This window comes from Streptomyces sp. NPDC043738 (assembly GCF_056436545.1).
The window spans coordinates 221,704-246,294 of sequence record NZ_JBWKCJ010000008.1; the positions used below are offsets into that span (position 1 = coordinate 221,704).

Consider the following 24,591-nt stretch of genomic DNA (forward strand, 5'->3'; position numbering starts at 1 on the left):
GCCGGGTGTTGCCACCGTGAGCGGAGGGTGGCTCGCGGCACGTAGCGCGGACAGAATCGACGGACGGGGGCGTGCCCCCGACCACAGTGGCCCCACGGCAACGGGAGGCAGCGGTGAAGACAGCGACACTGGGACCGGCGCAGCGGGCCGAGGCGCTCGCCCGAATGGCGGAGCGGGAGCTGGACATCCTCGTGGTCGGCGGCGGAGTCGTCGGGGCCGGGACCGCTCTGGACGCGGCGACGCGCGGTCTGTCCACCGGGCTGGTGGAGGCGCGCGACTGGGCCTCGGGCACGTCCAGCCGGTCGAGCAAGCTCATCCACGGCGGTCTGCGGTACCTGGAGATGCTGGACTTCGCGCTGGTGCGAGAGGCGCTGAAGGAGCGGGGGCTGCTGCTGGAGCGGCTGGCGCCGCATCTGGTCAAACCGGTGCCGTTCCTCTATCCGTTGCAGCACAAGGGCTGGGAGCGGTGGTACGCGGGGTCGGGCGTGGCGCTGTACGACGGGATGTCGGTGTCGTCGGGACACGGCCGGGGGCTGCCCGTCCACCGCCATCTGTCGCACAAGCGGGCGCTGCGGGTGGCGCCCTGCCTGAAGAAGGACGCGCTGGTCGGCGCGCTGCAGTACTACGACGCGCAGATGGACGACGCGCGGTATGTGGCCACGATCGTGCGGACCGCGGCCGCCTACGGGGCGCAGGTCGCCAACCGGGCGCGGGTGGTGGGCTTTCTGCGCGAGGGCGAGCGGGTGGTCGGCGCGCGGGTGCAGGACGTCGAGGGGGGCGGCGAATACGCGATCCGGGCGCGGCAGATCGTCAATGCCACCGGGGTGTGGACGGACGACACCCAGGCGCTGATCGGTGAGCGCGGGCAGTTCCACGTACGGGCGTCGAAGGGGATCCACCTGGTGGTCCCCAAGGACCGGATCCACTCGACGACCGGGCTGATCCTGCGGACCGAGAAGAGCGTGCTGTTCGTCATCCCGTGGGGGCGGCACTGGATCGTGGGGACGACGGACACGGACTGGGATCTGGACAAGGCGCACCCGGCGGCGTCCAGCGCGGACATCGACTATCTGCTGGAGCACGTCAACGAGGTGCTGGCGACGCCGCTGACCCGGGACGACGTGGAGGGGGTGTACGCCGGGCTGCGGCCGCTGCTGGCGGGGGAGTCGGACGCCACCAGCAAGCTGTCGCGCGAACACACCGTCGCGCATCCGGTGCCGGGCCTGGTGGTGGTCGCGGGCGGCAAGTACACGACGTACCGGGTGATGGCCAAGGACGCCGTCGACGAGGCGGTGCACGGGCTCGACCAGAGGGTCGCGGAGTGTGTGACGGAGGACGTACCGCTGGTCGGGGCCGAGGGCTTCAAGGCGCTGTGGAACGCGCGGGCCCGGACCGCGGCGCGTACCGGACTGCATGTGGCGCGCATAGAGCATCTGCTGAACCGGTACGGGTCGCTGACCGAGGAGCTGCTGGAGCTGGTGGTGGCCGATCCCTCGCTGGGCGAGCCGCTGGCGGCCGCGGACGACTATCTGCGCGCCGAGGTGGTCTACGCGTGCACGCACGAGGGGGCGCGGCACCTCGACGACGTGCTGACGCGGCGGACCCGGATCTCGATCGAGACCTTCGACCGGGGCACCCGCAGCGCCCGAGAGGTGGCCGAGCTGATGGCCCCCGCGCTGGGCTGGGACGGCGACCAGGTCGAAAAGGAGATCGCGCACTACCAGAAGCGGGTGGAGGCGGAGCGCGAATCGCAGCGGCAGCCGGACGATCTGACGGCGGATGCGGCGCGGCTCGGGGCGCCGGACATCGTCCCGCTGTAGGCCGTGGGGCCCGCGGGCCTCAGGTGCGCGGCCGGGCGCAGAACTCGGCCGTCAGCACGTCGGTGCCGTGCACCGGGTGGGCCAGTGCGTCGGTGTTGACCCGGTAGCTGACGAGGTGGCGGCCGTCGGCGCTGCCCGCCGTCTGGGCGAAGGAGCCGTTGATGTCGCCGGTGTGCCCCCAGACGGTGACGCCGCAGGGCAGTTCGGTCGCGAAGAGGCCGAGGCCGTAGGTGCCGCCGGTGTGCTTCTCGCTGCGCAGCTGGGCCATCTGGCGCGGCGCCAGGAACGCGCCGCCGAGCAGCGCGGAGTAGAAGCGGTTGAGGTCGCCCAGCGTGGTGACCATCTCGCCGGCCGCGCCGGCCCGGCTGGGATCCAGGGACGTGGCGTCCACCCGCCGGGCGCCGACGGCGGAGTACGCCCGGCCGTGCGGCGTGGGCAGCACCGGATCGGTGCCGGGGAAGGAGGTGTGGTCGAGCCGGGCGGGAACGAGGATGCGGCGGTGGATCTCGGTGGCGTACGGGTGGCCGGTGACCGCCCTGATGATCAGGCCGAGCACCAGGTAGTTGGTGTTGGAGTAGGAGTAGCGGGTGCCGGGGGCCGCCACGGGCGGGTGGCTCAGGGCGATCCGCAGCAGCTCGGCCGGGGTGTGGCTGTCGTAGCGGTGGGCGCCGAAGCCCTTGCCTTCGAGCTGCCGGGAGAGCCGGGAGTCGTCGGTGTAGTTGAACAAGCCGCTCGTATGGTCCAGCAGCTGGCGGACCGTCACCGTCCGCAGGTCGCCGCGGTCGCCCGGCCCCGTGACCGGTACGTCCTCGGGCAGGTGCGCGGCCGCGGTGTCGTGCAGGGCCAGCCTGCCTTCGGCGACGAGCTGCAGGACCACGGTCGCGACCAGGGTCTTGGTGAGGCTGCCGGCCCGGAAGTGGTCCGGCTCGCCCATCCTGCGGCCGCTGCGCAGATCGGCGACGCCGGCCGTGGAGAAGCGCGAGGCGGCGAAGCGGCCGTCGCGGGTGACCAGGGAGGCCGCGCCCGGCGCGCCGTCGGCGACCAGTCGGCGCAGCGCGGGCAGCGTCGTCGCCGGCGGTTTCCCGGCGCTTCCCACCGGATGGACGGGGGCGGTCTGACCGCGCGCGGTGCAGGCCGCCAGGGCCAGCGCGGCCAGGGCGGCGAGCACGCCGGGACGCGCCGGCGCGCGGCGGCGGCCGGCCGGCCGCGGCGCCGGGCCGAGGACGCCGGCCGGAACCGGGCGGGGCGGGCGCATCGTCATCCAGACTCCCGTTCGTCGCGGCCATCATGACGGGTGTGCGACGGTGACCGGCACCGACCCGGGCCTTCCGCACGGCCGCGGATGAGGGAGAATGAAGGCTCTGCCAGGGTGGGTTGTCCGAGTTGGGCCAGTTTGGTGATCGATGTGTCACAAAAGCTGCCAACTCGGCTGGATTGCAGAGGGGATTCAGTGGGCGACAAGGTCGAGATGGACGGCAAGGAGGGCAGGCTGCTCGCCGGCCGGTACCGGCTCGCCGATGTTCTCGGCCGGGGCGGTATGGGCACCGTATGGCGGGCACGCGACGAGGTCCTGGGCCGTACGGTCGCAGTCAAGGAACTGCGCTTCCCGGGCGGGGTCGAGGAGGACGAGAAGCGTCGTCTGATCACCCGCACGCTGCGCGAGGCCAAGGCGATCGCCCGGATCCGGAACAACGGCGCGGTGACGGTCTACGACGTGGTCGACGAGGACGACCGGCCGTGGATCGTGATGGAGCTGGTCGAGGGCCGCTCGCTCGCCGAGGTCGTCCGCGACGACGGGCCGCTCACCCCGCGCCGCGCCGCGGAGGTCGGTCTCGCCGTGCTCGACGTGCTGCGCTCCGCGCACGGCGAGGGCATCCTGCACCGCGATGTGAAGCCGTCCAACGTCCTGATGTCCGACGACGGCCGGGTCGTGCTCACCGACTTCGGTATCGCCCAGGTCGAGGGCGACCCCTCCGTGACCTCGACCGGCATGCTCGTCGGCGCCCCCTCCTACATCTCCCCCGAGCGCGCCCGCGGCCACAAGCCGGGCCCGCCGGCCGACCTGTGGTCGCTGGGCGGGCTGCTGTACGCCTGCGTCGAGGGCGTGCCGCCGTACGACAAGGGCTCGGCGATCGCCACGCTGACGGCCGTGATGACCGAGCCGGTCGAGCCGCCGAAGAGCGCGGGCGTGCTGGAGGAGGTCATCTACGGCCTGCTGGTGAAGGACCCGGCGGCCAGGCTGGACGACGAGGGCGCGCGGGCGCTGCTGCTGGACGTCGTGCACGCTCCGGAGCAGACCGCGCCGGAGCCCCCGATGGACGCCACCCGGGCGATGGTGCTGCCGACGGCGCCCGAGAAGCGCGGCGCGGCCAAGCCCAAGAGCACGGCCAAGCCGAAGGCCGCCCCGAAGACGCGGGTGACGCGGCCGAAGGCGAAGCCGGCGGCCGGCCCGGTGGCGGAGCCGGGGGCGAAGAGCACGGCGGGTGCGAACGGTCACGGCACGGCGGGTGCGGCCAAGGCCGCCGCCAAGACGGCGGGTGCCGGGGCGCGCGCACCCGAGCGTTCGCAGGAGGCGGCCGAGGGCTCGGCCGCCTCGCGTACCTCGCCCTCCGGCGGCTCGACGGCGAAGGGCACCTCGTCCGCTCGTGGCGGCTTCGACACCGACGCCGCCAAGGAGCGGCTGCGCGGCGCCCTGCAGTCCGTACGCAACGCCGCCGCCGCGGCGGCCCGCGCGGAGTCCAGACCCGGAGACGGGAACCGCCCGTCCACCGCACGCGCGTCGCTGACCGATGTCGTCCCGCGCCGCACGCTGGTCATCGTGGCCGTGGTCGTCGCCCTCGCGGTGCTGGGCACGGTCCTCGCCGTCGCGCTGAGCGGCGACGACGCGAAGGGCAAGGGCGGCAAGGCGTCCGGCGGCGGCGACAAGACGTCCTCCGCGGGCCGGTCCGAGCCCTCGACCGAATCGGCCGAGGCCGACGACGAGAACGCCGGCGGCGACGGTGCGGAGCGGCCCGGCGGGCAGCCCGCCACCCCGGCCGCCGACAAGGGCGGCGAGAACGGCGACGGCGGCAAGGGCGGCAAGGGCGGCGGCGACGGCAAGGCCGTGCCGGCCGGCTTCGCCGAGGTCTCCAACGGCAGCTTCCACTTCCGTATGGCGATGCCCAAGGGCTTCCACCAGACCGATACCGCGGGGGCGAACTCCGGCGCCATATACAGCGCCTCGGGCGGCTTCCCGCGCGTCCAGGTCGACTACAACGCCAAGCCCGGCGACGACGCCGCGGCGGCCTGGCGCAGCCTGGAGCCGAGCGTGCGCGGCTCCAGCGACGACTACCACCTGATCGGCATCAAGTCGGTGAAGTGGCGGGGCTATCCGACCGTCGCCGACTGGTCGTTCACCCGCAAGCAGAGCGGCCAGAAGGTGCGGGTCCTCAACCGCGGGTTCCGGGCCGACGACCAGCACGGTTACGCCATCATGATCACCTGCAAGGCGGACGCCTGGTCGGACAAGGCGTGCCAGGAGCTGATCGCGACCGCGTTTCGGACCTTCGCGGTGAAGGACTGAGCGAAGAGCGTGGTGTGTGCGGTGCCGGGCGGAGACGGCGCGCGTCGTTCGGCCGAGCGGGCCGCAACCTCCGGTGCGGGCACGTATCGTGAGACATCTGAGACATCGAGACCGTACGCATCCGCAATCGGCGGGAACACGACCGGAAGTGACCATCGGCTTCGGTGCCGGCGGGCGGCTCCGGCGCGACGGTAGACACAGCGCGCGCTGCGGGGAGGCGTCGTGGACGAGTACGCAGGAAGGGTGCTCGCCGAGCGCTACCGCCTGCCCGCGCGGCCCCTGGGCGACGACGACTTCACCGAGACCCGGGCCTTCGACACCTACAGCGGGCAGGAGGTCCTGATCCGTCAGGTCCCGCTGCCGGAGGTCGTCGAGGCGGAGGTGGTGGGGGCGCCGGCGGCCCGACACGCCGAGCAGGGCTCCGGCGGCGCCCGCTTCGGCGGCGGGCGGGCCGCGGGGGTGGCCGACCGCAGCCCCCGGGACCCCGCCGTGCGACGGGCGCTGGAGGCCGCCACGGCCGTGGCCCAGCTGCCCGACCACCCCCGGCTGGAGCAGGTCTTCGACGTCTTCGCGCAGGACGGCAGCCTGTGGATCGTCGGCGAACTGCTCGCCGCCCGTCCGCTGGCCGCGCTGCTCGCCGAGCGGCCGCTGTCCCCACACCGCGCCGCGGAGATCGCCGCGGATCTGCTCACCGCGCTGCGGGTGCTGCACGCGGACGGCCGGCTGCACCGCAACATCACCACCCGTACGGTCCTGGTCTGCGACGACGGCCGGGCGATCCTGACCGGCCTGGCGGCGGGCGCCGCCCAGGAGGCGCTGTGCGGATACGATTCGCCGGCCGAGGCCGGAGTGACTCTGACCAAGTCCGCGGCGGCCGGCTCCGCCCCGGGCGGCGGCGCCACCGCCGACGACGGTGAGCCGGCCGCGTACGGCCGTCCCACCACCGCACTCGCCGCCGAGCGCGCGCGACAGGCGCGGCTGACCGTCATCGGCCCGGTCACCGAGCGCTGGGCGCCCGAGCAGGCCGGACCGGTGCACGAGAAATGGCAGTTGGCGCCGCCGGTCGGCCCGGCCACCGATCTGTGGGCGGTCGGCGCGCTGCTGTTCCGCAGTGTGCAGGGGCATCCGCCGTTCCCCGAGGACAGCGCTGCCGAACTGGCGCAGCTGGTCTGTTCCGAGCCGCCCGCGGTCGCCGAGGAGTGCGGGGCGCTGCGGCCGGTCGTGGAGTCCCTGCTGCGTCAGGACCCCGCCGACCGGCCCGACTTCGAGGAGCTGCGCGGCTGGCTGCGCTCGCTGATCCGTACGGCGCCGGAGCCGGCGGGCGGCACCCGTCTGGTGACGATGCCGGCGCTGGAGCAGGGCGGCGATCCACGGCGGCTGCCGATCCTGCGGCGCCGCGGCGAACTGGTCCGCAGGGGACGGCACAAGAAGGGCCGCACCCCCCGGCGCGCCCAGCCCCACCCGGCGTCCGCCGCCCCGGCGCAGACCCCCGTCACCGCACCGGTGCCGCCCCGCCGGACGGCGCCGGCCTCCGAGCAGACCTTCCCTCCCCCGAGCTCGAAGGAGCAGGGCGGACCCCCGTCGCCGCCGCCGCGCCTGGCCCGCCCCCCGAAGCAGCCCAAGCCGCTGCGGGAGCCCAGACCGGCCCGCACCGCCCGGCTCGGCAGACCGCCCAAGCCGCCGGGGCGCTCCAGAACCTCCGAGCGGGACCTGTACGAGCAGCAGATGCTGGGCCAGGTGGGCGTGGCGGCCGAGGCGCGGCCGGCCCGGCCGCCGCGCGGCGCCCCGCGCAACCTCGGCCGACTGCTGCTCACCGCGATCCTGCTGCTCCTCGTCTGCGCGGTGATCTACGCGATGGCGTTCATGCCGAAGGCCGGCGAGGACGCCGGGGCCGGACGGGTCGGCGCGGACCACACGGCCACGTCCGGCGCGGCGCCCGACGCCGGCCGCACACCGTCCGGCGACCCCGACGGCGGCGCGCCCGGCACCCCGGCCCCGGGGACCACCGCACCGGCGGACGTCGCCGAGGGCTTCGAGCTGCGCAGCGACCCCAAGGGCTTCCAGGTCGCGGTCCGCAAGGGCTGGCAGCGCCGCGGTGCGAACGGCCAGGGCCAGGTGCGCTACGTCGGCGGCGACTACGAGCTGCTGGTCGTGCCCGGCCGCGACACGACGGCGAAGTACGGCGCGGACCCGATGGCGTACCTGCAGAACAAGGAGCCCGAGCTCGCCCCGTACCGCGCCTCCAGCTGGGCCTCGGCCTCCGGCCTGCGGCGGATCGACGTCGGCCGGACGGCGATGGCGGAGGGCACGTTCTCGTGGCGCGACGGCAGCGGCCGCGAGGTCTACGTACGCAACCTCGCGATGATCCACCAGGGCCGCTACCACCTCGTGCTGGTCATCGGCCCGGACGGCGCGCGCCGCGAGGTGGACCGGCTCTACGAGCAGGCGACGAGCGCGTACCGGCCGGGCTGAGCCGCGCGCGCCACCGGCGCCGCGCCGGCACGAGGGTGGTGGCACGATGGCGGGGTGACGACGCAAGACGGGACGACTGCCGAGCACCGGGCAGCAGACGCCGCAAGCACCTGGCCGGGCGCGGGGCCGCTGCACGACGAACTGCTGGCGGCGCGGGCCCTGGTCTACGGCCCGTGCGGATTTCGCTGCTCACGGCCGGTGCCCGAGGCGGAGAGCGCCGAGTACGGTGCGCACGCCTTCACCGTGGACGGCCGGGCCGTCAGGTTCCGGGTGGGCAAGACCACCCCGACGAAGGTCGGCCAGTTCGTCACGGTGTGGAAGCGGCGCGACGGCGGCCCGATCCAGCCCTTCGACGCCGCCGACGCCGTCGACCTCTTCGTCATCAGCACACGGGAGGGAGCGCACTTCGGGCAGTTCGTCTTCCCGCGCGAGGCGCTGGCCGAACGGGACATCGTGTCGCGCGACGGCACCGGCGGGAAGCGGGGATTCCGCATCTACCCGCCGTGGGTCACCACGACCAGCCGCCAGGCCCGCAACACCCAGAAGTGGCAGACGGCCCACTTCCTGACCGTCCCGGAAGCCGGATCGGTCGATCTTGCCCGGGCCCGGGCGCTGTACCGCGCCTAACGGGTGCCCCCGAGCCGGTCCCGCAGCTCCCCCTTGAGCACCTTTCCCAGGGTCGCCCCGCGGGGCAGCGCGTCCAGCACCTCCAGCTGCTCGGGGAGTTTGTGCGGGGCGAGCCCCTGGGAGCGCAGGTGTGACACGACCGCGGTGAGCGTCAGCCGGACGGTTCCCGGGGGTTGTTCGACGACGGCGCAGACCCGTTCGCCGCGTGCCGGATCGGGCAGGCCGACGACGGCCGCGCCGGCCACGTCCGGGTGCCGGTGGAGCAGCTCCTCGATCTCCTGGGCGGAGATGTTCTCGCCCTTGCGGATGATGACGTCCTTGAGCCGGCCGGTGACCACGAGGTGGCCGGTGGGGGTGAGCCGTCCGAGGTCGCCGGTGGGCAGGAAGCCGTCGGCGTCGAAGGGGGAGGGCTCGCCGAGGTAGCCGCGGCAGACCGCCGGGCCGCGCAGCAGTATCTCGCCGGTGCCGGGGGCGATCCGGATCTGCATGCCGGCGGGTGGGCGGCCGGCGGTCGTGGCGAGCCGGCCGGGACTGTCCAGGGGGTCGCCCATGGTCACCATCGGGGCCTCGGTCATGGCGTAGCCGTGGGCGAGCCGGCAGCCGAGGGCCGTGACGACCTCGTGGTGGAGCGCGGGGGGCAGCGGCGCGCCGCCGCCGGCCAGCAGCCGCAGCGACGGCAGCAGCCTGTGCCCCGGCGGCAGCTTGCGCGCCTCGGCGAGGAAGAGGGAGTAGAAGGCGGTGGAGCCGCCGGCGACGGTGACCTGGTGGCGGCGGTAGGCGGCGAGTGAGCCGGGCGGCTCGAAGCGCTCCAGCAGCAGCGCGGGGATGCCGCGCAGCAGGAGCATGACGGTGTAGTCGGGGCCCGCGACATGGGCGTAGGGGAAGGCCATCGAGCCGATGTCGGACGGGCCCAGCCGCAGCGCGTCGGCGAGCTGGCGGCCGGCCGTGCGCAGGCTGCGGTCGGTGTGCAGGACGCCCTTGGGGCCGGCGGTGGTGCCGGAGGTCCAGTAGATCCAGCGGACCTCTTCGGCGTCGGTGGGCGGCGGGGGCAGCACGGCGGGGTCGGCGTCGGGGAGGCTGTCGGGGCCCTCGTCGTACGCCGTGACGACGGTGGGCGGGCCGGGCAGGGCGGCGGCCAGGCGGTGCGCCATCGCGCCGTGGTCGAAGCCGCGCCGGACGCCGGGGACCAGGTAGAAGGCCGCCGCGGTCCGGCGCAGCACCTGGCCCACCTCCAGGTCGCGGTAGAGCGGGACGACCGGGCTCTGCACGGCGCCGATCCGGGCCAGTGCGAGGCTGAGCAGCACGGTCTCGATGCGGGTCGGCAGCTGCCAGACGACCCGGCTCCCGGGCCGCACCCCTCGCTCGTACAGGCCGGCCGCCACCCGTTCGGCGCGCCGGTGCAGCGCGCCGAAGGTGATCCGCCGCTCGTGCCGGGCCGCCGCCGCTCCCTGGATGAGGGCGGCGGCGCCGGGGGTGCGGGCGGCCCGCCACGCCACCAGGTCCCACAGGGTGCCGCCGGTCATCCGCGCTCCCTTCCACTTGCTGACGGTACGTCAGGTTCGAGGCAGAGGTTAGAGGTCGGCTCCTTGTCGGTCCAGAGGGTGCGGGGCTAGCCTCTTTTCTGACGGGGCATCAGATATGGCTGAACCCGGCCGCCCGGACACGGGGTGAGGGGACAACGATGGGGAACCCGATGGAGCTACCGCGCATCATCAGCGTCGACGACCATGTGATCGAGCCCGCGCACCTCTTCGAGACCTGGCTGCCGAAGAAGTACCGGGACCGGGGGCCGAAGCCGCTGACCGCCGGCATCGGCGACCTCGCGTACGTCGGGGGCAAGTACCAGATCACCATGGACCCGGACGGGCCGCCGGCCGACTGGTGGATCTACGAGGACCTGAAGTTCCCGTACAAGCGCAACATCGCCGCCGTCGGCTTCGACCGGGACGACATGACGCTGGAGGGGATCACCCGCGCGGAGATGCGGCCCGGCTGCTGGGACCCGGCCGAACGCCTCAAGGACATGGACCTCAACCACGTCGAGGCGTCCCTGTGCTTCCCGACCTTCCCGCGCTTCTGCGGCCAGACCTTCGCCGAGGCGCACGACAAGGAGGTCGCCCTGGCCTGCGTGCGCGCGTACAACGACTGGATGGTCGAGGAGTGGTGCGGCGCCAGCGGCGGCCGCCTCATCCCGCTGTGCCTCATCCCGCTGTGGGACATCGACCTGGCCGTCGCGGAGATCGAGCGGAACGCGGCGCGCGGGGTCCGTGCGGTCACCTTCTCCGAGATCCCCACCTACCTGGGGCTGCCCTCGATCCACTCCGGCTACTGGGACCCCTTCTTCGCGGCATGCCAGGAGACGGGCACGGTCGTGAACATGCACATCGGCAGCAGCTCCCAGATGCCGGCCGCGTCCCCCGACGCCCCGCCCGCCGTACAGGCCTCGCTCTCCTTCAACAACGCGATGGCCTCGATGATGGACTTCCTCTTCAGCGGGGTCCTGGTGAAGCACCCGCGCCTGAAACTCGCCTACTCCGAAGGGCAGATGGGCTGGATCCCCTACGCCCTGGAGCGCGCCGACGACGTCTGGGAGGAGCACCGCGCCTGGGGCGGGGTGCGCGACCTGATCCCCGAGCCGCCGTCCACGTACTACTACCGGCAGATCTTCTGCTGCTTCTTCCGCGACAAGCACGGGGTGGCGTCGCTGGACGTGGTCGGCCGGGACAACGCGACCTTCGAGACCGACTACCCGCATGTCGACTCGACCTTCCCGCACACCAAGGAGGTCGCCCTCGACCATGTGAAGGGCCTGGACGACGAGACGGTCCACAAGCTCATGCGGGGCAACGCGATCCGCATGCTCGGCCTGGACCTCGACGACACGGTCCGCTGATGGACCTGGCCTACGCGCCGGAGGAGGAGAACTTCCGCGCGCGGCTGCGGACGTGGCTCGCGAAGGTGCTGCCGACGCTCCCCGCCAGGCCCGCCCCGACCGACTGGCCCGGCCGGCGGGCGTACGACACGGCCTGGCAGCGGATGCTGTACGACGCCGGATACGCCGGGCTGCACTGGCCGCGGGACGCCGGCGGGCAGGGTGTCACCCCCACCCAGCACCTGATCTTCCTGGAGGAGACCGAACGCGCCGGCGCCCCCTATGTGGGCGCCGGCTTCGTCGGGCTGCTGCACGCCGGGCCGACCATCGCCGCCGAGGGCACCGCCGAGCAGCGCGCCCGCTGGCTGCCGCCGATCCTGCGCGGCGAGGAGGTCTGGTGCCAGGGCTTCAGCGAACCGGACGCCGGGTCCGACCTCGCGGCGCTGCGCACCAAGGCGGTACGCGACGGCGACGACTACGTCGTCAGCGGCGCCAAGATCTGGACCTCGCACGCCGAGGTCGCCGACTGGTGCGAGCTGCTGGTCCGCACCGACCCCCAGGCGCCCAGGCACCGCGGCATCAGCTGGCTGGCGATGCCCATGGACGCGCCGGGGGTGACCGTCCGGCCGCTGCGCACCCTCGCCGGGTCGACGGAGTTCGCCGAGGTGTTCCTCGACGAGGTCCGGGTGCCGCTCTCCCACCGGATCGGCGCCGAGAACGACGGCTGGCGGGTGACCATGGTGACGCTGTCCTTCGAGCGCGGCACCGCCTTCGTGGGAGAGGTGGTGGCCTGCCGGCGGGTGCTCGGCGCGCTCGCCCGTACGGCCCGGGCCAACGGCCGCTGGGACGATGCCGTGCTGCGCCGCAGGCTCGGCCGGCTGAGCGCGGACTTCGCGGCGCTGTGGCGGCTGACCCAGTGGAACGTGAGCGCGGCCCAGCGGGGCGGCGGCGTCCCCGGGACCGGCGGCTCGGTCTTCAAGCTGCGCTACTCGCACGCCCGCCAGGAGCTGTACGACGCGGCGGCCGAGGTGCTGGGCGCCGGTGCGCTCGACGCCGACCAGGAGTGGATCGCCGACCGGCTGTCGTCCCTGTCGTACACCATCGCGGCCGGTACCTCGCAGATCCAGCAGAACATCGTCGCCGAGCGGATCCTCGGCCTGCCGAAGGGACGGTGAGGCGCCGGTGGACTTCCAACTCACCGACGACCAGCGGGCGTTGCGCGACGGTACGCGGGAGCTGCTGGCCGGCCGGTTCGACCGGGAACGGCTGCGGGCGGCCGTCGACGACCCCGCGCTGGACCGTGCGCTGTGGCGGGAGCTGGGGGCGGCCGGGCTCTTCGCGCTGCGGCTGCCGGAGGCGGCCGGCGGGGTGGGGCTCGGACTGCCGGAGGCGGCGTTGGTCTTCGAGGAGGCCGGGCGGGCGCTGCTGCCCGGGCCGCTGGTGGCGTGCCAGCTGCTGGCCGGGGCGGTGGACGGCGTCGCGACCGGTGAGCGGATCGTCGGGCTGTGCGACGGCGCGCGGGAGCCGGCGCTGTGGGAACACCCGGGCGACTGCGACGAGTTGGTCGTCGTGGCGGGGGGCGCGGCCGGCGCGGGAGCGGTTGCGGGGGGCGCACAGGGGAGCGAGACCGGCGCGTACCGTAGCGCGCCGGACCAGGTGTCCTGCGCTCCGTTCGCCTCCGTCGACCCGCTCACCCCGCTCGCCCGCATCGCGCACGCCCCGCGTGCGGCCCCTCTCGCCGGCCTGGACCTGCCCCGGCTGCGGCGCGAGGCCGCGCTGCTCACGGCGGCCCAGCAGCTCGGCAGCGCGGCCCGCACGGTCGAGATGGCCGTCGCCCACGCCCGTGAGCGGGTGCAGTTCGGCGCGCCCATCGGCTCCTTCCAGGCGGTCAAGCATCTGTGCGCGCAGATGCTCGTACGTACGGAAATCGCCCGAAGTGCGGTATATGCCGCATCGGTCACGGGTGGTGGTGCGGACGTGGCGGGCGCCAAGCTGCTTGCCGACGAGGCCGCGGTGCGCAACGCGCGGGACTGCTTGCAGGTCCACGGCGGGATGGGCTTCACCTGGGAGGCCGATGTCCATCTGCACCTCAAGCGGGCCTGGCTGCGGGCCGAGTGCTGGGGCACTGCGGCCGAGGCGGAAGAGGCGCTGGCGGCGGGCCTGATCGGCTGACGGCGGGCGGGCGCGGCGGCGAGGGCGGTGAGCGGTGGACGGCGATGTCAGACTCTGGCAACCCGTGTGCGAAATGTCGGACCCACCACACAGAAGCGGTCACGGAGGGTCGATATCGGGTTGTGTCCTAGGTGTGACTCGTCACAGGGGGGAGTCGGCGTTCCGCTCGGGTACTCTCCGTTGGGTGCGAGTGGTTCTGTGGCGCAACGAACCCGGTGCCGTCGGAGCGACGGTTCCGGGGTGCGGACTGCGCGCCGCTCGCCTTGGGCAGGGGCCCGGTAATCCCCCTTGTTCGACTCCCCGCAAAGTGCGTCGCACAGTATGCAGCACGCATACTCCCTTGCGCTGGAATATGCCCGAAGCGCTTGTTGGGGTGACTGAACGTCAACCATGCTGTGCTTCACCGGGGTCACGCACCGTGACTCCGTGGAGGCGCGAGGCGATGTTTCCGCCGGTTCGGATGGTGTGAGCGGTGCAGGTGCTTCAGGTGCAGTTGGACGTACGACCCGACCCCGCGGAGGTCGGCAGAGCCCGGCGGTGGGCCCGCTCGCGGCTCGTGGGGTCCGGCATAGGGCCCGACGAACCACTTGCCGAGACGTTGATCCTGCTGATCTCCGAACTCGTCACCAACGCCGTGGTGCACACCGGCGCGGCGGCCGAGCTGCGGATGTGCTTCTCCGGCTCGGGCGCGGTGGTGGGGACGGTCCGCGTGGAGGTGGTGGACGCCAGTGCCCGCCCGCCGCGCCAGCGGCACGCCGACGGTGACGACACCAACGGGCGCGGCCTGGAGCTGGTCGACGGCCTGGCGGACCGCTGGGGCTGGCAGCCCGAGGGCGCCGGTAAGCGCATCTGGTGCGAAGTGGACCGCGGCCGGCCGCTGCTGATGGCGACCGGTACGGATCTGGGGCATTTGAGCCCCATTGCCCCTTAAAGAACCTGGATCAAGATGGATAAATCGGGCGCGACGCGCCGAGCCCCGGGAATTTAGTCCAGACCAGGTGTTGACGTGGCGTGCCCAGTTGATCACTCTTGGGTGGAGCGGTTCGCAGGAGGGGACGCCGAGGGTGTGGGGGGAATCGGGTGGGTGCCCGGTCCTGGCCTCGGCGAGTGCGGATCGCGGCCTGGTGGGTGGCGGTCCGCGGTGCCGTGCTCGGGGCGCGCATGAGCGCACCGCCACCTGGCCGGCCGGGTGCCGGCCGGTGTCAGAGGACCGCGACGGGCGCGACCGGTGCGCCGGAGCCGCCGACGAACGGCTCGGCCGGCGCCGACAGGAAGAACGCATAGTGCCCCGCTTCCGCGCAGGCCGTCGACAGCTCCTCCAGGTTCCAGTTCTGGCCCTGGAGCATGCCCATCTCGACGAGGTGCAGCGCATGCACCGGCAGCCACAGGTTCTCGATCTCCGGCGGGAAGATCTCGAAGGTCAGGGTGTCGTTGGCGACCGCCGCGACATCGCGTGCACGGAACCACTCCGGGGTGCGCAGCGACAGCCCGGGTGAGGGGAACGCGTAGGCCTGCCGGTCGCCGTCCAGATAGTGCCGCAGCTGCCCGGTCCGCACCAGGACGATGTCGCCGGCCCGGACCGTCGTGCCGGCCAGTTCCTCGGCTGCGTCCAGGTCCTGCGGGGTGACGGCGTGCCCGCCGGGCAGCCGGTCGGTGCCGTGTGCGCGGGCCACGTCCAGGAGGACGCCGCGGGAGGCGATCGGGGTGGCCTTCTCGATGCCGAGGGCGGTGGCCCCCCGGTGGGCGGTGACCGAGTCGGCGGGGCGGTTGTTGTAGAGGCGGCCGGAGTGCGAGACGTGGGTGAGGCCGTCCCAGTGGGTGGCGGCCTGGAGGCCCATGGTGACCGCGTCGTCCGAGGTGGCGACCGTGTCCGGGCCGAAGATCTCCTGGTTGATGGCGGTCATGGTGTGCAGCGGGTTGACCCGGCCCGGGATCATGCCGGTCTGTACGCCGTCCTGCTGGAGCGGGAGGGCGAGTGGGATCCGGCGGCCGCTGCGGACGCAGCCGGCGGCCTCCCGTACGACCTGCTCGGTGATCAGGTTGAGGGTGCCGATCTCGTCGTCCGCCCCCCAGCGCCCCCAGTTGTTCACGCGCTCGGCGATGTCGTGGAAGTCCTGCGGCAGGGGCATGGCGGCCTCCGGGGTCTTGTGTTCGGCGCACGGCTGCCCAAAAATCTAACGGTCCGTCAGAAACTGCGGGAAGGGGTGCGGCATGGGGAACTTCTTGGCCGGCAAGGTGGTCGCCGTCACCGGCGCGGGGCGCGGCATCGGACGCGCCGTCGCGCTGGCCTGCGCCGCGCACGGCGCCCGCGTCGTGGTCAACGACTACGGCGTCTCGATCGAGGGCGGCGCCCCGAGCAGCGAGGTCGCCGACGCGGTGGTCAAGGAGATCGAGGCGGCGGGCGGGGAGGCGACCGCGGTCGCCGACGACGTCTCCACCATGGCCGGCGGCCAGCGGATCGTGGACACCGCGCTGGCGCGGTACGGGCGGATCGACGGCGTGGTGTGCGTGGCCGGGATCCTGCGCGAGCGGATGCTGTTCAACATGTCCGAGGAGGAGTGGGACCCGGTGGTCGCCACACACCTCAAGGGCACCTTCACCGTCTTCCGGGCGGCGGCCGCGGTGATGCGGCGCCAGGGGTCGGGGACCCTGGTGGGCTTCACCAGCGGCAACCACCAGGGGTCGGTCTCCCAGGCCAACTACGCGTCCGCCAAGGGCGGGATCATCTCGCTGGTCCGCAGTGCCGCGCTGGGCCTGCACAAGTACGGGGTGACCGCCAACGCGGTGGCGCCCGTCGCCCGGACGCGGATGTCGGCGAACGTGCCGATGGAGCTGACGGAGATCGGCGAGCCGGAGGACGTGGCGGCGTTCGTCGTCTATCTGCTGAGCGAGCGGGCGCGCGAGGTCACCGGGCAGGTCTACACGGTGGCGGGCCCGAAGATCGCGGTGTGGGCGCAGCCGCGGGAGCTGCGTTCGGTGTACGGGGAGGGTGGATGGACGCCGGAGAAGGTCGCCGAGGTGGTCCCCGGGGTGGTGGGGGCCGATCCGATGCCGATGCTGGAGCAACTGGAGCAGATGGCGGCGGCCGCGGCGGCCAAGGCCCGGCCCAATCGGTAGCGGGCCGGCCCGCGTTGCCGGGTGGCGGGGCGGGGCTTTCGACGTCGGGAGGTCGGTGTGGACTTTGAGTTCGGGCGGGCGGACGAGGAATTCCGGGCCGAGGCCCGCGCCTGGCTGGCGGGGCATCTCGTGGGGCCCTACGAGGCGCTGGCGGGGCGGGGCGGGCCCGGCAGCGAGCACGAGGCACCCGCGGCGCGCCGCGCGTGGGAGCGGGAGCTCGGGGCCGGCGGATGGATCGGCATCGGGTGGGACCGCACCCACGGTTCGTACGGGAACCGGGCGGCGAGCCTGACGCAGCAGGTGGTGTGGGCCGAGGAGTACGCGCGGGCCGCGGCGCCCGGGCGGGTGGGCCACATCGGGGAGAACCTGCTGGCGCCGACGCTGATCGCCTGCGGCGACGAGGCGCAGCGGCGGCGGTTCCTGCCGGCCGTCGCCCGCGGCGAGGAGCTGTGGTGCCAGGGCTACAGCGAGCCGGACGCGGGGTCGGACCTGGCGGGGGTGCGGTCGGCGGCGGTCCGGGACGGAGCCGTGTACCGGGTCAGCGGGCAGAAGATCTGGACGTCGCTGGCCGGGGAGGCCCACTGGTGCTTCGTGCTGGCGCGCACGGACCCCGGTGAGCGGCGGCACCGCGGGCTGTCGTTCCTGCTGGTGCCGATGGACCAGCCGGGGCGCGTCGAGGTGCGGCCGATCCGGCAGATGTCGGGGACGGCGGAGTTCAACGAGGTGTTCTTCGACGGGGCGGTGGCACGGGCCGAGCACGTCGTCGGCGGGGAAGGGGCCGGCTGGCGGGTGGCGATGGGGCTGCTGGCGCTGGAGCGCGGGGTCGCCACGCTCGTCCAGCAGATCGGGTTCGCCGCGGAGCTGGCCGAGGTGATCGCGGCCGCGGTCCGCTGCGGGACGCTGTCGGACCCCGTGCTGCGTGATCAACTCGTCACACAGTGGGCGGAGTTGAGGGTCATGCGGTGGAACGCGCTGCGGACCCTGGGCGCGGCCGGGGACGCGGGTGCGCCGAGCGTGGCGAAGCTGCTGTGGGGCGGCTGGCATCGGCGGCTCGGGGAGTTGGCGATGCGGGTGCGGGGTGCCGCGGCCGCACGGGGACCCGTCGACTGGACGGCGCGGGCGCCCTACGAACTGGACCCGCTGCAGCGGCTGTTCCTGTTCACCCGGGCCGACACGATCTACGGCGGCTCGGACGAGATCCAGCGCGACATCATCGCCGAGCGCGTGCTCGGCCTGCCCAGAGTGGAGCGGACGATGACCGGAGTGGAGCGGGGAATGACCGGAGCGGAGCGGGGATGAGGGGCGTCATATTCGACGGCGAGCGGCCCCGGGTCGTGGACGATCTGCAGGTGCGCGATCCCGGGCCGGGCGAGGTACTGGTCAACATCCGGGCGGCCGGGCTGTGCCACAGCGATCTGTCGGTGGTCGACGGGACGATCCCCTTCCCGGTGCCGGTGGTGCTGGGGCACGAGGGAGCGGGCGTGGTGGAGGCCGTGGGCGCGGGCGTGGGGCATGTGGTGCCCGGTGACCATGTCGCGCTGTCGACGCTGGCCAACTGCGGGGCGTGCGCGGAGTGCGATCGCGGGCGGCCGACGATGTGCCGCCAGGCGATCGGGATGCCCCGCCGGCCGTTTCGGCGGGGCGGCACCGAACTGTTCAGCTTCGCGTCGAACTCGGCGTTCGCGGAGCGTACGGTCGTCAAGGCGGTCCAGGCGGTGAAGATCGCCGAGGACGTTCCGCCGGCGTCGGCCGCGCTGATCGGGTGCGGGGTGCTGACGGGCGTCGGGGCGGTGCTGAACCGGGCCAGGGTGGACCGCGGGGAGTCGGTCGTGGTGATCGGGGCGGGCGGGATCGGCCTCAACGTGCTCCAGGGGGCGCGGATCGCGGGGGCGTCGGTGATCGTTGCGGTGGACGCCAACCCGGCGAAGGAGGCGGTGGCGCGGCAGTTCGGGGCGACGCACTTCGTCGATGCCTCGGCGGTGGCGGACGCCGTCACGGCGGTGAAGGAGATCCTGCCGGCCGGCGCCGACCACGCCTTCGAGTGCGTGGGCAGCACCCGGCTGATCCGGCAGGCGATCGATCTGCTCGACCGGCACGGCCAGGCGGTGCTGCTCGGTGTGCCCCCGGCCGCGGCGGAGGCCTCGTTCCTGGTGTCGTCGATGTATCTGGACAAGTCGATCCTGGGCTGCCGGTACGGGTCGTCGCGGCCGCAGCGGGACATCGCGCTGTACGCCCGGCTCTACCGCGAAGGGCGGCTGCTGCTGGACGAGTTGGTGACCCGGACGTATCCGGTGGAGGACTTCGCGAAGGCGGCGGACGACGCGCAGCGCGGACGGGTGGCGCGGGCGGTGCTGACGTTCGACTAGGGGGTGCCGCACCAGGCCTCCGGGCCACGTGCGGCAGCCCCTGGCCCGATCCTGGCGAACCCTGACCTTCTGGCCACTCGTTCGTACGGGTGAGCCGGACGAAGCTGCTCCGGTGACCCAGACACCTGAACTCCCCCTACGGGCGGCCGGCTCCCGCGAGGGGGGTGCCCCCGCACCCGCGCCCGCGCGGCGCCGGCGGCCGCACCGCGCCTGGTCCGTCGCCGCCGTCACCTTCCTCACCATCATCGGCGCGGCCGGTTTCGCCTCCCTCCCCAGTCTGCTGATCGACCCGCTGCACGCCGAGTTCCACTGGTCGCGCGCCACCATCGGCTTCGCGGTGTCGGTGAACCTCGCCCTGTACGGGCTGACCGCGCCGTTCGCCGCCGCGCTGATGGACCGGTTCGGCATCCGGCGGGTGGTCGCGGTCGCCCTGGCGGTGATCGCGACCGGCGCCGGCCTGACCGTCTTCATGACGGCGAGCTGGCAACTGGTGCTCCTGTGGGGCGTGCTGGTCGGCCTGGGCAGCGGCTCGATGGCGCTGGCCTTCGCCGCCACGGTCACCGGCCGCTGGTTCACCGAGCGGCGCGGGCTGGTCACCGGCATCCTCACCGCGGCCGGCGCCTCCGGCCAGCTGGTCTTCCTTCCGCTGCTGTCCTGGATCGTCGACCGGTACGACTGGCGGCCGGCCGCGGTGACCGTCGCGCTCGCCGCGCTGGCCGTCGTCCCCCTGGTGTGGCTGCTGCTGCGCGACCACCCGGCGGACGTCGGTCTGGCGCCCTACGGGGCGACGGAGTTCGTGCCCAAGCCGCCGCCGCAGCGGGGCGCGGCCCGGCGGGCGCTGCGGGCGCTGGTCACGGCGGCGGGTACGGGCCCGTTCTGGCTGCTCGCGGGCACCTTCGCGATCTGTGGCGCCACCACGAACGGCCTGGTCAAGACCCACTTCGTGCCGGCGGCGCACGATCACGGCATGCCGATGACGGCGGCCGCCTCGCTGCTCGCGGTGATCGGCGTCTTCGACATCGCCGGAACCATCGCCTCCGGCTGGTTCACCGACCGCTTCGACACCCGCCGGCTGCTGGCCGTCTACTACGCCCTGCGCGGGCTGTCCCTGATGTTCCTGCCGCTGCTGCTGTCCGACACGGTGCATCCGCCGATGGTCTTCTTCATCGTCTTCTACGGCCTGGACTGGGTGGCCACCGTCCCGCCGACCATCGCCCTGTGCCGCGAGCACTACGGCGAGGACGGCGCGATCGTGTTCGGCTGGGTCCTCGCCGCCCATCAGGTCGGCGCCGCCCTGATCGCCTTCCTGGGCGGCCTCGTCCGCGACGTCTTCGGCACCTACAACCCCCTCTGGTACGCCTCGGGCGCCCTGTGCGCCCTCGCGGCCCTGATGGCCCTGGTCATCCGGCGGCGGGGAGAGGCGGGGCGGGTGCGGCCGGCCGTGGTGTAGGGCCTGATCCATCGGACCGATCCCGGCCCCCGGTGTCAGGGTGCGTTTCCGGCCACTGGATGATCCCCGTGGGATGCGTCGGACGCGCGAGAGGCGGGCGGCGCGCGAGTGCGGACGGAGACGGGCGATGGCGATGACCTGGGACGGGGCGGGAGGGGCTCGGACGGCAGGGGGCGGTGGGTCGCTCCGCGACGTCTGGAGCGGCCGGGCCCTGGTGGTCTCGATGGCGGCGCTGTTCGCCGAGGCGGCCTGCGCGACGGCCGGGCTGGTCTTGTACGGCTTCACTCTGGAGGCGCCGGTCGGCAACCTGTTCCTGGCCGTCTTCATGTTCCCGGTCGCGGTCGTCCTCGGCGCGCTCTCCGGCCTGGTGCTGACGGCCACCCTGGTGCTGCCCACGCTGACGCTGGCGCGGTGGGCCGCGCGCCGGGCCGGGCGGCAGGGGCGGGTGCGGTGGTGGTGGACGGTGGCCGCCGCCCCCGTTTCGGCGGCCGCGGCGACCCTCGCGTACGGGGCGCTCCTCGCGCTGCTCACCCGCTCCGTGGGGCCGCCGGCGTTCTATCTGGCGTGCTGGGCGGCGCTGGCTGCGGCCGCCGTACCCGCCGCGCTGGTGGCCGACATCGCCACCAGGGGCACCGGGGCCCGGCGCACCATGCAGCTGGTCGTCGCCGTCGCGGGCAGCGGCCTGCTGACCGCTTTCGCGCTGGGGGGCCTGGGCGTGGCCGGCATGGTGACCGGGCTGCTGCCGGCGTACGAGCCGCCGCGGCTGGGCCGGGCCGAGCTGGTGGGCGTCTGGAAGGACGACGGCGGCGGCACTCTCGTCCTGCGCTCCGACGGGGTGGCGTCGGCCCAGCGCATGAGCCGGCCGAAGGACCGCTGCGCGGGCGTCGGCACATGGGAGCTGGAGCGGTTCATGGGCAAGGAGGAACTGCGGGTGGACGTCGCCGGCGACTGCCGGGGGCAGTGGCACATCGGCGGTACCGAGGAGCGGCCCACCCTCTACTACTTCCTGGGCGACCCCGACGCAGGGCACCGGCACGTGCTGACGCGGAAGTGACCGGGCCGGGCGCTCAGGGGCTGAAGTGCCCGAACCCGCCCCGGTGGAAGAGCAGCGGACCGGCTTCGGCCGCGCCGGGGTCCGTGCCGAGGGCTTCGACGCGGCCGACGACGATCAGGTGGTCGCCGCCGGTGTGCACCGCGTGGATCGTGCAGTCGATCCAGGCGGGGACGCCCGCGAGCCGGGGCGAACCGGTCGCGGGGGCCGGCCCGTAGGGGACACCGGCGAACTTGTCGGCGCCGCTGACCGCGAAGGCGCGGCACAGCCCGCCCTGGCCGGCGCCGAGGATGTTGACGCAGAACACCCCGGCGCGGGCGATCCGCGGCCAGGTCGTCGACGTGCGCGCCACCATGAACGTCACCAGCGGCGGGTCCAGGGAGAGCGAGGCGAAGGACTGGCAGGCGAAGCCGGCCGGGCCGGGCTCCGAGGGGGCGGTGACGACCGTGACGCCGCTGGCGAAGTGCCCCAGCACGGAGCGGAATTCGGCCGCGTCCAGCGGGGCGCGCTCGTCCTCGCGCACGGCGCGCAGCGCGGGCCGCGGGTGGGGTGCGGCGGGCGCGGGTGAGGGGGCCGTGGTCGGTGCGCCGACGGAGCGCAGATACCGCACGGCAGTGGCCGCCATTCCAGCGTGTCCCATCATGCCTTCATTGAATCTGATGGAGCGTCAGTTGTGAAGGCGGAGACGGCGACGGCCACCCGGACGTGTGGTTTGCCGATCGGTCGGGGCGATCTTCGGTGGATTCGCGGGAGATTGGGTAGCGGATCGCTGATTGTGCGTCGCCCGCATGGGTAGCGTCCACCTCGGCCGCGTCCGTAGCCGAGCACGGGGGAGAGTTCCGGTACATGGCCGATGCGACACCGTCGTCAGCTTCGTCTGCCGCGTCACCCACCTTCGACGAGGTCTTCTGCGGGCTGCTGCCCCGGCTCTACCGAAGAGCGGTGATGCTGGCCGGTTCCCGACAGTCAGCGGAGGACGTGGTGCACGAGGCGTACCTCAGACTCGCCGCCCGCCCGCAGCGCTTCCTCGCCCATCCGGAGCCGTACGCCTACGCCTTCACCGCCGTGTTGAACGTCGCCCGCGACGCCTACCGCAAGGACCGGCGGCAGGTGCTGGTCGACGGTCTGGAGGGGGTGGAGGAGGCGGGGGCGGCCGGCACCGGTGCGGCGCCCGGCGGCTGGGACGGCGGGGTGGAGCGCCGGCACGCCGAGATCGAGGCGGTGCGCCTGTTGGGGCGGTTGTCGCACCGGCAGGCCGGCATCGTCATCCTCGTCGACCTCGACGGTTACACCATCGACCAGGCCGCCAAGATCATGAAGGTGCATCGCGGCACCGCCGCCCGGCATCGCGCCCGCGCGCTGGACAGGCTGCGCGCCTACCTCGTTGAATCGGAGCACGGGCAGGCCGGGAGGTGAGCGGCACGGTGGGTGTGGGGCCACGGTTCGACGGCGGCGCCGGCGGTGCGGGCGGCGGCCCGGGCCCCGGCGGCGGCCGGGGCGACGGCGCCGGCGACGACGCTCAGGCGCTGCTGCGCGCCCAGCTGCGGCTGGCGGACGAGCAGATCGAGACCCCGCCGGGCCTGTGGAACCGCATCAAGGAGACCGGCCGCGAGCCCTCGCCCGCCGTGGTCGCGCTGCCCCGCCGACGCCCCTACGCGGTCGCGCTGGCGGTCGCCGCGGCGGTGGTCGCGGTGGCGCTGGGAGTGTGGTGGCTGGTGCGCCCCGGGCCGGTCGACGTGCGGCCGGCGGGGCCGCCCCGGACGGTGAAGATCACGGTCCACAACAGCGAGAAGGCCTGCCGGGCGGGCCGCCTGCTGGAGTGCGCGCTGCGACTGGCCAGGGACCCGTACGCCCCGTACGCGGCGCGCGACAACTCCGCCGGCCGGGTCTGGCACGGCGACGACCTGGCCGCCCGCTGCGTCGTCACCGACGGCCGCATGGTCCGCGACGAAGCCGGCATCACCTCCACCCGCTGGTACCTGGTCACCAGCGGGCAGGGGGTGCGGGGCTGGCTGCCGGGCGTGCGCACGCGCAACACGCGGGAGGTGCCCGTGTGCCCGGTGGAGGTGAGGTAGACCGGCGTGCCTTCCCGGCGGGGCGTCACCGGCCCCGGTAGGACGGGCCGCGCCGCTCCACGAAGGCGGCGACGCCTTCCTGGGCGTCCGCCGTCGTCATGGTGATCTCCTGGGCGGCGGCCTCGGCGGCGAACGCCGCGGCCCGGTCGGTCTCGAAGGAGGCGTTGACCAGCTGCTTGGTGAGGGCCAGCGCCCGGGTCGGGCCGGCCGCCAGCCGCTCGGCCCACTCCCGGGCCGTCTTCGCCAGCTCGCCGTCCGCGACGACCCGGTTCACCAGCCCCAGCCGCTCCGCCTCGGCGGCCGGCACGGCGTCCCCGAAGAACATCAGCTCCTTGGCGCGCTGCGGGCCGATCAGCCGCGGCAGGAGGTAGGCGCCGCCGCCGTCCGGGACCAGTCCGCGCCGGACGAACACCTCGATGAAACGGGCCGATTCGGCGGCCAGCACCAGGTCGCAGGCGAACGCGAGGTGGGCGCCGATCCCGGCCGCGGTGCCGTTGACCGCGGCGATCACCGGCTTCTCGCAGTCGAGCACCGCGCCGATGAACCGCTGGGCGCCGCGCCGGATCATCCGGGCGACATCGCCGGCCACCCGTTCGCCCGCCGGCGCCGAGCCGCGCAGATCCGCGCCGGCGCAGAAGCCCTTGCCGGTCGCGGTGATCACGACGGCCCGTACGTCCGGGTCGGCCGAGGCGTCGGCGAGCCGGCCGATGATGCGTTCGCGCTGGTCCCAGGTGAGGGCGTTGAGGGCTTCGGGGCGGTTGAGGGTGATCCACGAGACGCCGTTGTCAGTGGCGTGCAGTACCCATGAATCGACGGGGTCGGCGGCGGGGCCGGCGGGTCCTTCGTCATCGCCGCCGGCGGGCGGCTCGGCGGGTGGGGTGGAAGCGGGGGACGGGGAGGACGTCATGGGGGAGCGGCTCCAAAGGCTGCGGTCGGGATGCTTGTGGCGGTCGGGCGTGCGGCCGCTGCGGCGGTCGGCGGGGCGGGCGGCGGCGCGCGGGCCGGGG

Annotated in this window: 20 protein-coding genes; 15 read left to right on the forward strand and 5 right to left on the reverse strand. The window is 73.9% G+C overall.

Annotation, left to right across the window (positions count from 1 at the left end):
• The first annotated feature begins 113 nt into the window (after positions 1-113).
• The gene (locus AC0680_RS14205) at positions 114-1,820 is read left to right on the forward strand and encodes a glycerol-3-phosphate dehydrogenase/oxidase (protein WP_478628009.1); all 1,707 of its coding nucleotides are present in this window, start codon (positions 114-116) and stop codon (positions 1,818-1,820) included.
• Between the two features lie 19 nt (positions 1,821-1,839).
• On the opposite strand, the gene AC0680_RS14210 is transcribed toward AC0680_RS14205, so the two are convergent.
• Positions 1,840-3,081, reverse strand: coding sequence for a serine hydrolase domain-containing protein (locus tag AC0680_RS14210; RefSeq protein ID WP_478628011.1), 1,242 nt, complete (start codon positions 3,079-3,081; stop codon positions 1,840-1,842).
• 189 nt (positions 3,082-3,270) lie between these two features.
• Here AC0680_RS14210 and AC0680_RS14215 point away from each other — a divergent pair, with 189 nt between their 5' ends.
• From AC0680_RS14215 to AC0680_RS14225, 3 genes are all read left to right on the forward strand, one after another.
• Positions 3,271-5,382 (forward strand): serine/threonine-protein kinase, encoded by a 2,112-nt coding sequence (locus AC0680_RS14215; RefSeq protein ID WP_478628014.1) that lies wholly within the window; start codon positions 3,271-3,273, stop codon positions 5,380-5,382.
• Positions 5,383-5,604: 222 nt separating this feature from the next.
• Entirely contained in the window at positions 5,605-7,854 is a 2,250-nt protein-coding gene (locus AC0680_RS14220) for a protein kinase (RefSeq protein ID WP_478628016.1), read from the forward strand.
• Positions 7,855-7,983: 129 nt separating this feature from the next.
• Entirely contained in the window at positions 7,984-8,481 is a 498-nt protein-coding gene (locus AC0680_RS14225; RefSeq protein WP_478628073.1) for a MepB family protein, read from the forward strand.
• Here AC0680_RS14225 and AC0680_RS14230 read toward each other — a convergent pair.
• Entirely contained in the window at positions 8,478-10,004 is a 1,527-nt protein-coding gene (locus AC0680_RS14230; RefSeq protein ID WP_478628018.1) for an AMP-binding protein, read from the reverse strand. The genes AC0680_RS14225 and AC0680_RS14230 overlap by 4 nt on opposite strands.
• A gap of 170 nt (positions 10,005-10,174) precedes the next feature.
• Between AC0680_RS14230 and AC0680_RS14235 the strand changes: the two genes are divergently transcribed.
• The 4 genes from AC0680_RS14235 (at position 10,175) to AC0680_RS14250 (ending at position 14,456) form a co-directional block, all read left to right on the forward strand.
• Entirely contained in the window at positions 10,175-11,374 is a 1,200-nt protein-coding gene (locus AC0680_RS14235) for an amidohydrolase family protein (protein ID WP_478628021.1), read from the forward strand.
• The gene (locus tag AC0680_RS14240; protein WP_478628023.1) at positions 11,374-12,528 is read left to right on the forward strand and encodes an acyl-CoA dehydrogenase family protein; all 1,155 of its coding nucleotides are present in this window, start codon (positions 11,374-11,376) and stop codon (positions 12,526-12,528) included. The genes AC0680_RS14235 and AC0680_RS14240 overlap by 1 nt, the downstream gene beginning before the upstream one ends.
• A 7-nt stretch (positions 12,529-12,535) precedes the next feature.
• Entirely contained in the window at positions 12,536-13,525 is a 990-nt protein-coding gene (locus tag AC0680_RS14245) for an acyl-CoA dehydrogenase family protein (RefSeq protein WP_478628026.1), read from the forward strand.
• A 472-nt stretch (positions 13,526-13,997) separates the two neighbouring features.
• The gene (locus tag AC0680_RS14250; RefSeq protein WP_384430062.1) at positions 13,998-14,456 is read left to right on the forward strand and encodes an ATP-binding protein; all 459 of its coding nucleotides are present in this window, start codon (positions 13,998-14,000) and stop codon (positions 14,454-14,456) included.
• Between the two features lie 271 nt (positions 14,457-14,727).
• On the opposite strand, the gene AC0680_RS14255 is transcribed toward AC0680_RS14250, so the two are convergent.
• Entirely contained in the window at positions 14,728-15,654 is a 927-nt protein-coding gene (locus tag AC0680_RS14255) for a cyclase family protein (RefSeq protein ID WP_478628029.1), read from the reverse strand.
• An 82-nt stretch (positions 15,655-15,736) separates the two neighbouring features.
• Between AC0680_RS14255 and AC0680_RS14260 the strand changes: the two genes are divergently transcribed.
• The 5 genes from AC0680_RS14260 (at position 15,737) to AC0680_RS14280 (ending at position 21,512) form a co-directional block, all read left to right on the forward strand.
• Positions 15,737-16,642 carry an SDR family oxidoreductase gene (locus AC0680_RS14260; protein ID WP_478628030.1) on the forward strand — a complete coding sequence of 302 codons (906 nt, stop codon included), beginning with the start codon at positions 15,737-15,739 and terminating at the stop codon, positions 16,640-16,642.
• A gap of 57 nt (positions 16,643-16,699) precedes the next feature.
• On the forward strand, positions 16,700-17,941 hold the full coding sequence (locus AC0680_RS14265; RefSeq protein WP_478628032.1) for an acyl-CoA dehydrogenase family protein: 1,242 nt from the start codon (positions 16,700-16,702) through the stop codon (positions 17,939-17,941).
• Entirely contained in the window at positions 17,938-19,008 is a 1,071-nt protein-coding gene (locus AC0680_RS14270; RefSeq protein WP_478628034.1) for a Zn-dependent alcohol dehydrogenase, read from the forward strand. The genes AC0680_RS14265 and AC0680_RS14270 overlap by 4 nt, the downstream gene beginning before the upstream one ends.
• A 112-nt stretch (positions 19,009-19,120) precedes the next feature.
• A complete protein-coding gene (locus tag AC0680_RS14275) occupies positions 19,121-20,458 on the forward strand; it encodes an MFS transporter (protein WP_478628037.1) in 1,338 nt (445 codons plus the stop codon).
• Between the two features lie 127 nt (positions 20,459-20,585).
• Positions 20,586-21,512, forward strand: a complete 927-nt coding sequence (locus tag AC0680_RS14280) for a hypothetical protein (protein ID WP_478628038.1) — start codon at positions 20,586-20,588, stop codon at positions 21,510-21,512.
• A 13-nt stretch (positions 21,513-21,525) separates the two neighbouring features.
• On the opposite strand, the gene AC0680_RS14285 is transcribed toward AC0680_RS14280, so the two are convergent.
• Complete coding sequence (locus tag AC0680_RS14285; RefSeq protein ID WP_478628075.1) at positions 21,526-22,134, reverse strand: flavin reductase family protein; 609 nt, start codon at positions 22,132-22,134, stop codon at positions 21,526-21,528.
• Between the two features lie 221 nt (positions 22,135-22,355).
• Between AC0680_RS14285 and AC0680_RS14290 the strand changes: the two genes are divergently transcribed.
• On the forward strand, positions 22,356-22,925 hold the full coding sequence (locus tag AC0680_RS14290; protein WP_478628040.1) for an RNA polymerase sigma factor: 570 nt from the start codon (positions 22,356-22,358) through the stop codon (positions 22,923-22,925).
• Positions 22,922-23,584: a hypothetical protein gene (locus AC0680_RS14295; RefSeq protein ID WP_478628042.1), complete on the forward strand. Its 663-nt coding sequence runs from the start codon at positions 22,922-22,924 to the stop codon at positions 23,582-23,584. The genes AC0680_RS14290 and AC0680_RS14295 overlap by 4 nt, the downstream gene beginning before the upstream one ends.
• Positions 23,585-23,609: 25 nt before the next feature.
• Here the strand turns inward: AC0680_RS14295 and AC0680_RS14300 are convergent, their stop codons facing one another.
• On the reverse strand, positions 23,610-24,491 hold the full coding sequence (locus AC0680_RS14300) for an enoyl-CoA hydratase/isomerase family protein (RefSeq protein ID WP_478628044.1): 882 nt from the start codon (positions 24,489-24,491) through the stop codon (positions 23,610-23,612).
• Positions 24,492-24,591 lie beyond the last annotated feature (100 nt).

What these genes read in the sequence shown, in the direction of transcription:
- AC0680_RS14210 (WP_478628011.1), bottom strand. Translation starts at nt 3,081, where the DNA reads ATGACGATGCGCCCGCCCCGCCCGGTTCCGGCCGGCGTCCTCGGCCCG.
- AC0680_RS14230 (WP_478628018.1), bottom strand. Translation starts at nt 10,004, where the DNA reads ATGACCGGCGGCACCCTGTGGGACCTGGTGGCGTGGCGGGCCGCCCGC.
- AC0680_RS14235 (WP_478628021.1), top strand. Translation starts at nt 10,175, where the DNA reads ATGGAGCTACCGCGCATCATCAGCGTCGACGACCATGTGATCGAGCCC.
- AC0680_RS14240 (WP_478628023.1), top strand. Translation starts at nt 11,374, where the DNA reads ATGGACCTGGCCTACGCGCCGGAGGAGGAGAACTTCCGCGCGCGGCTG.
- AC0680_RS14255 (WP_478628029.1), bottom strand. Translation starts at nt 15,654, where the DNA reads ATGCCCCTGCCGCAGGACTTCCACGACATCGCCGAGCGCGTGAACAAC.
- AC0680_RS14260 (WP_478628030.1), top strand. Translation starts at nt 15,737, where the DNA reads ATGGGGAACTTCTTGGCCGGCAAGGTGGTCGCCGTCACCGGCGCGGGG.
- AC0680_RS14270 (WP_478628034.1), top strand. Translation starts at nt 17,938, where the DNA reads ATGAGGGGCGTCATATTCGACGGCGAGCGGCCCCGGGTCGTGGACGAT.
- AC0680_RS14280 (WP_478628038.1), top strand. Translation starts at nt 20,586, where the DNA reads ATGGCGATGACCTGGGACGGGGCGGGAGGGGCTCGGACGGCAGGGGGC.
- AC0680_RS14285 (WP_478628075.1), bottom strand. Translation starts at nt 22,134, where the DNA reads ATGGCGGCCACTGCCGTGCGGTATCTGCGCTCCGTCGGCGCACCGACC.
- AC0680_RS14290 (WP_478628040.1), top strand. Translation starts at nt 22,356, where the DNA reads ATGGCCGATGCGACACCGTCGTCAGCTTCGTCTGCCGCGTCACCCACC.
- AC0680_RS14300 (WP_478628044.1), bottom strand. Translation starts at nt 24,491, where the DNA reads ATGACGTCCTCCCCGTCCCCCGCTTCCACCCCACCCGCCGAGCCGCCC.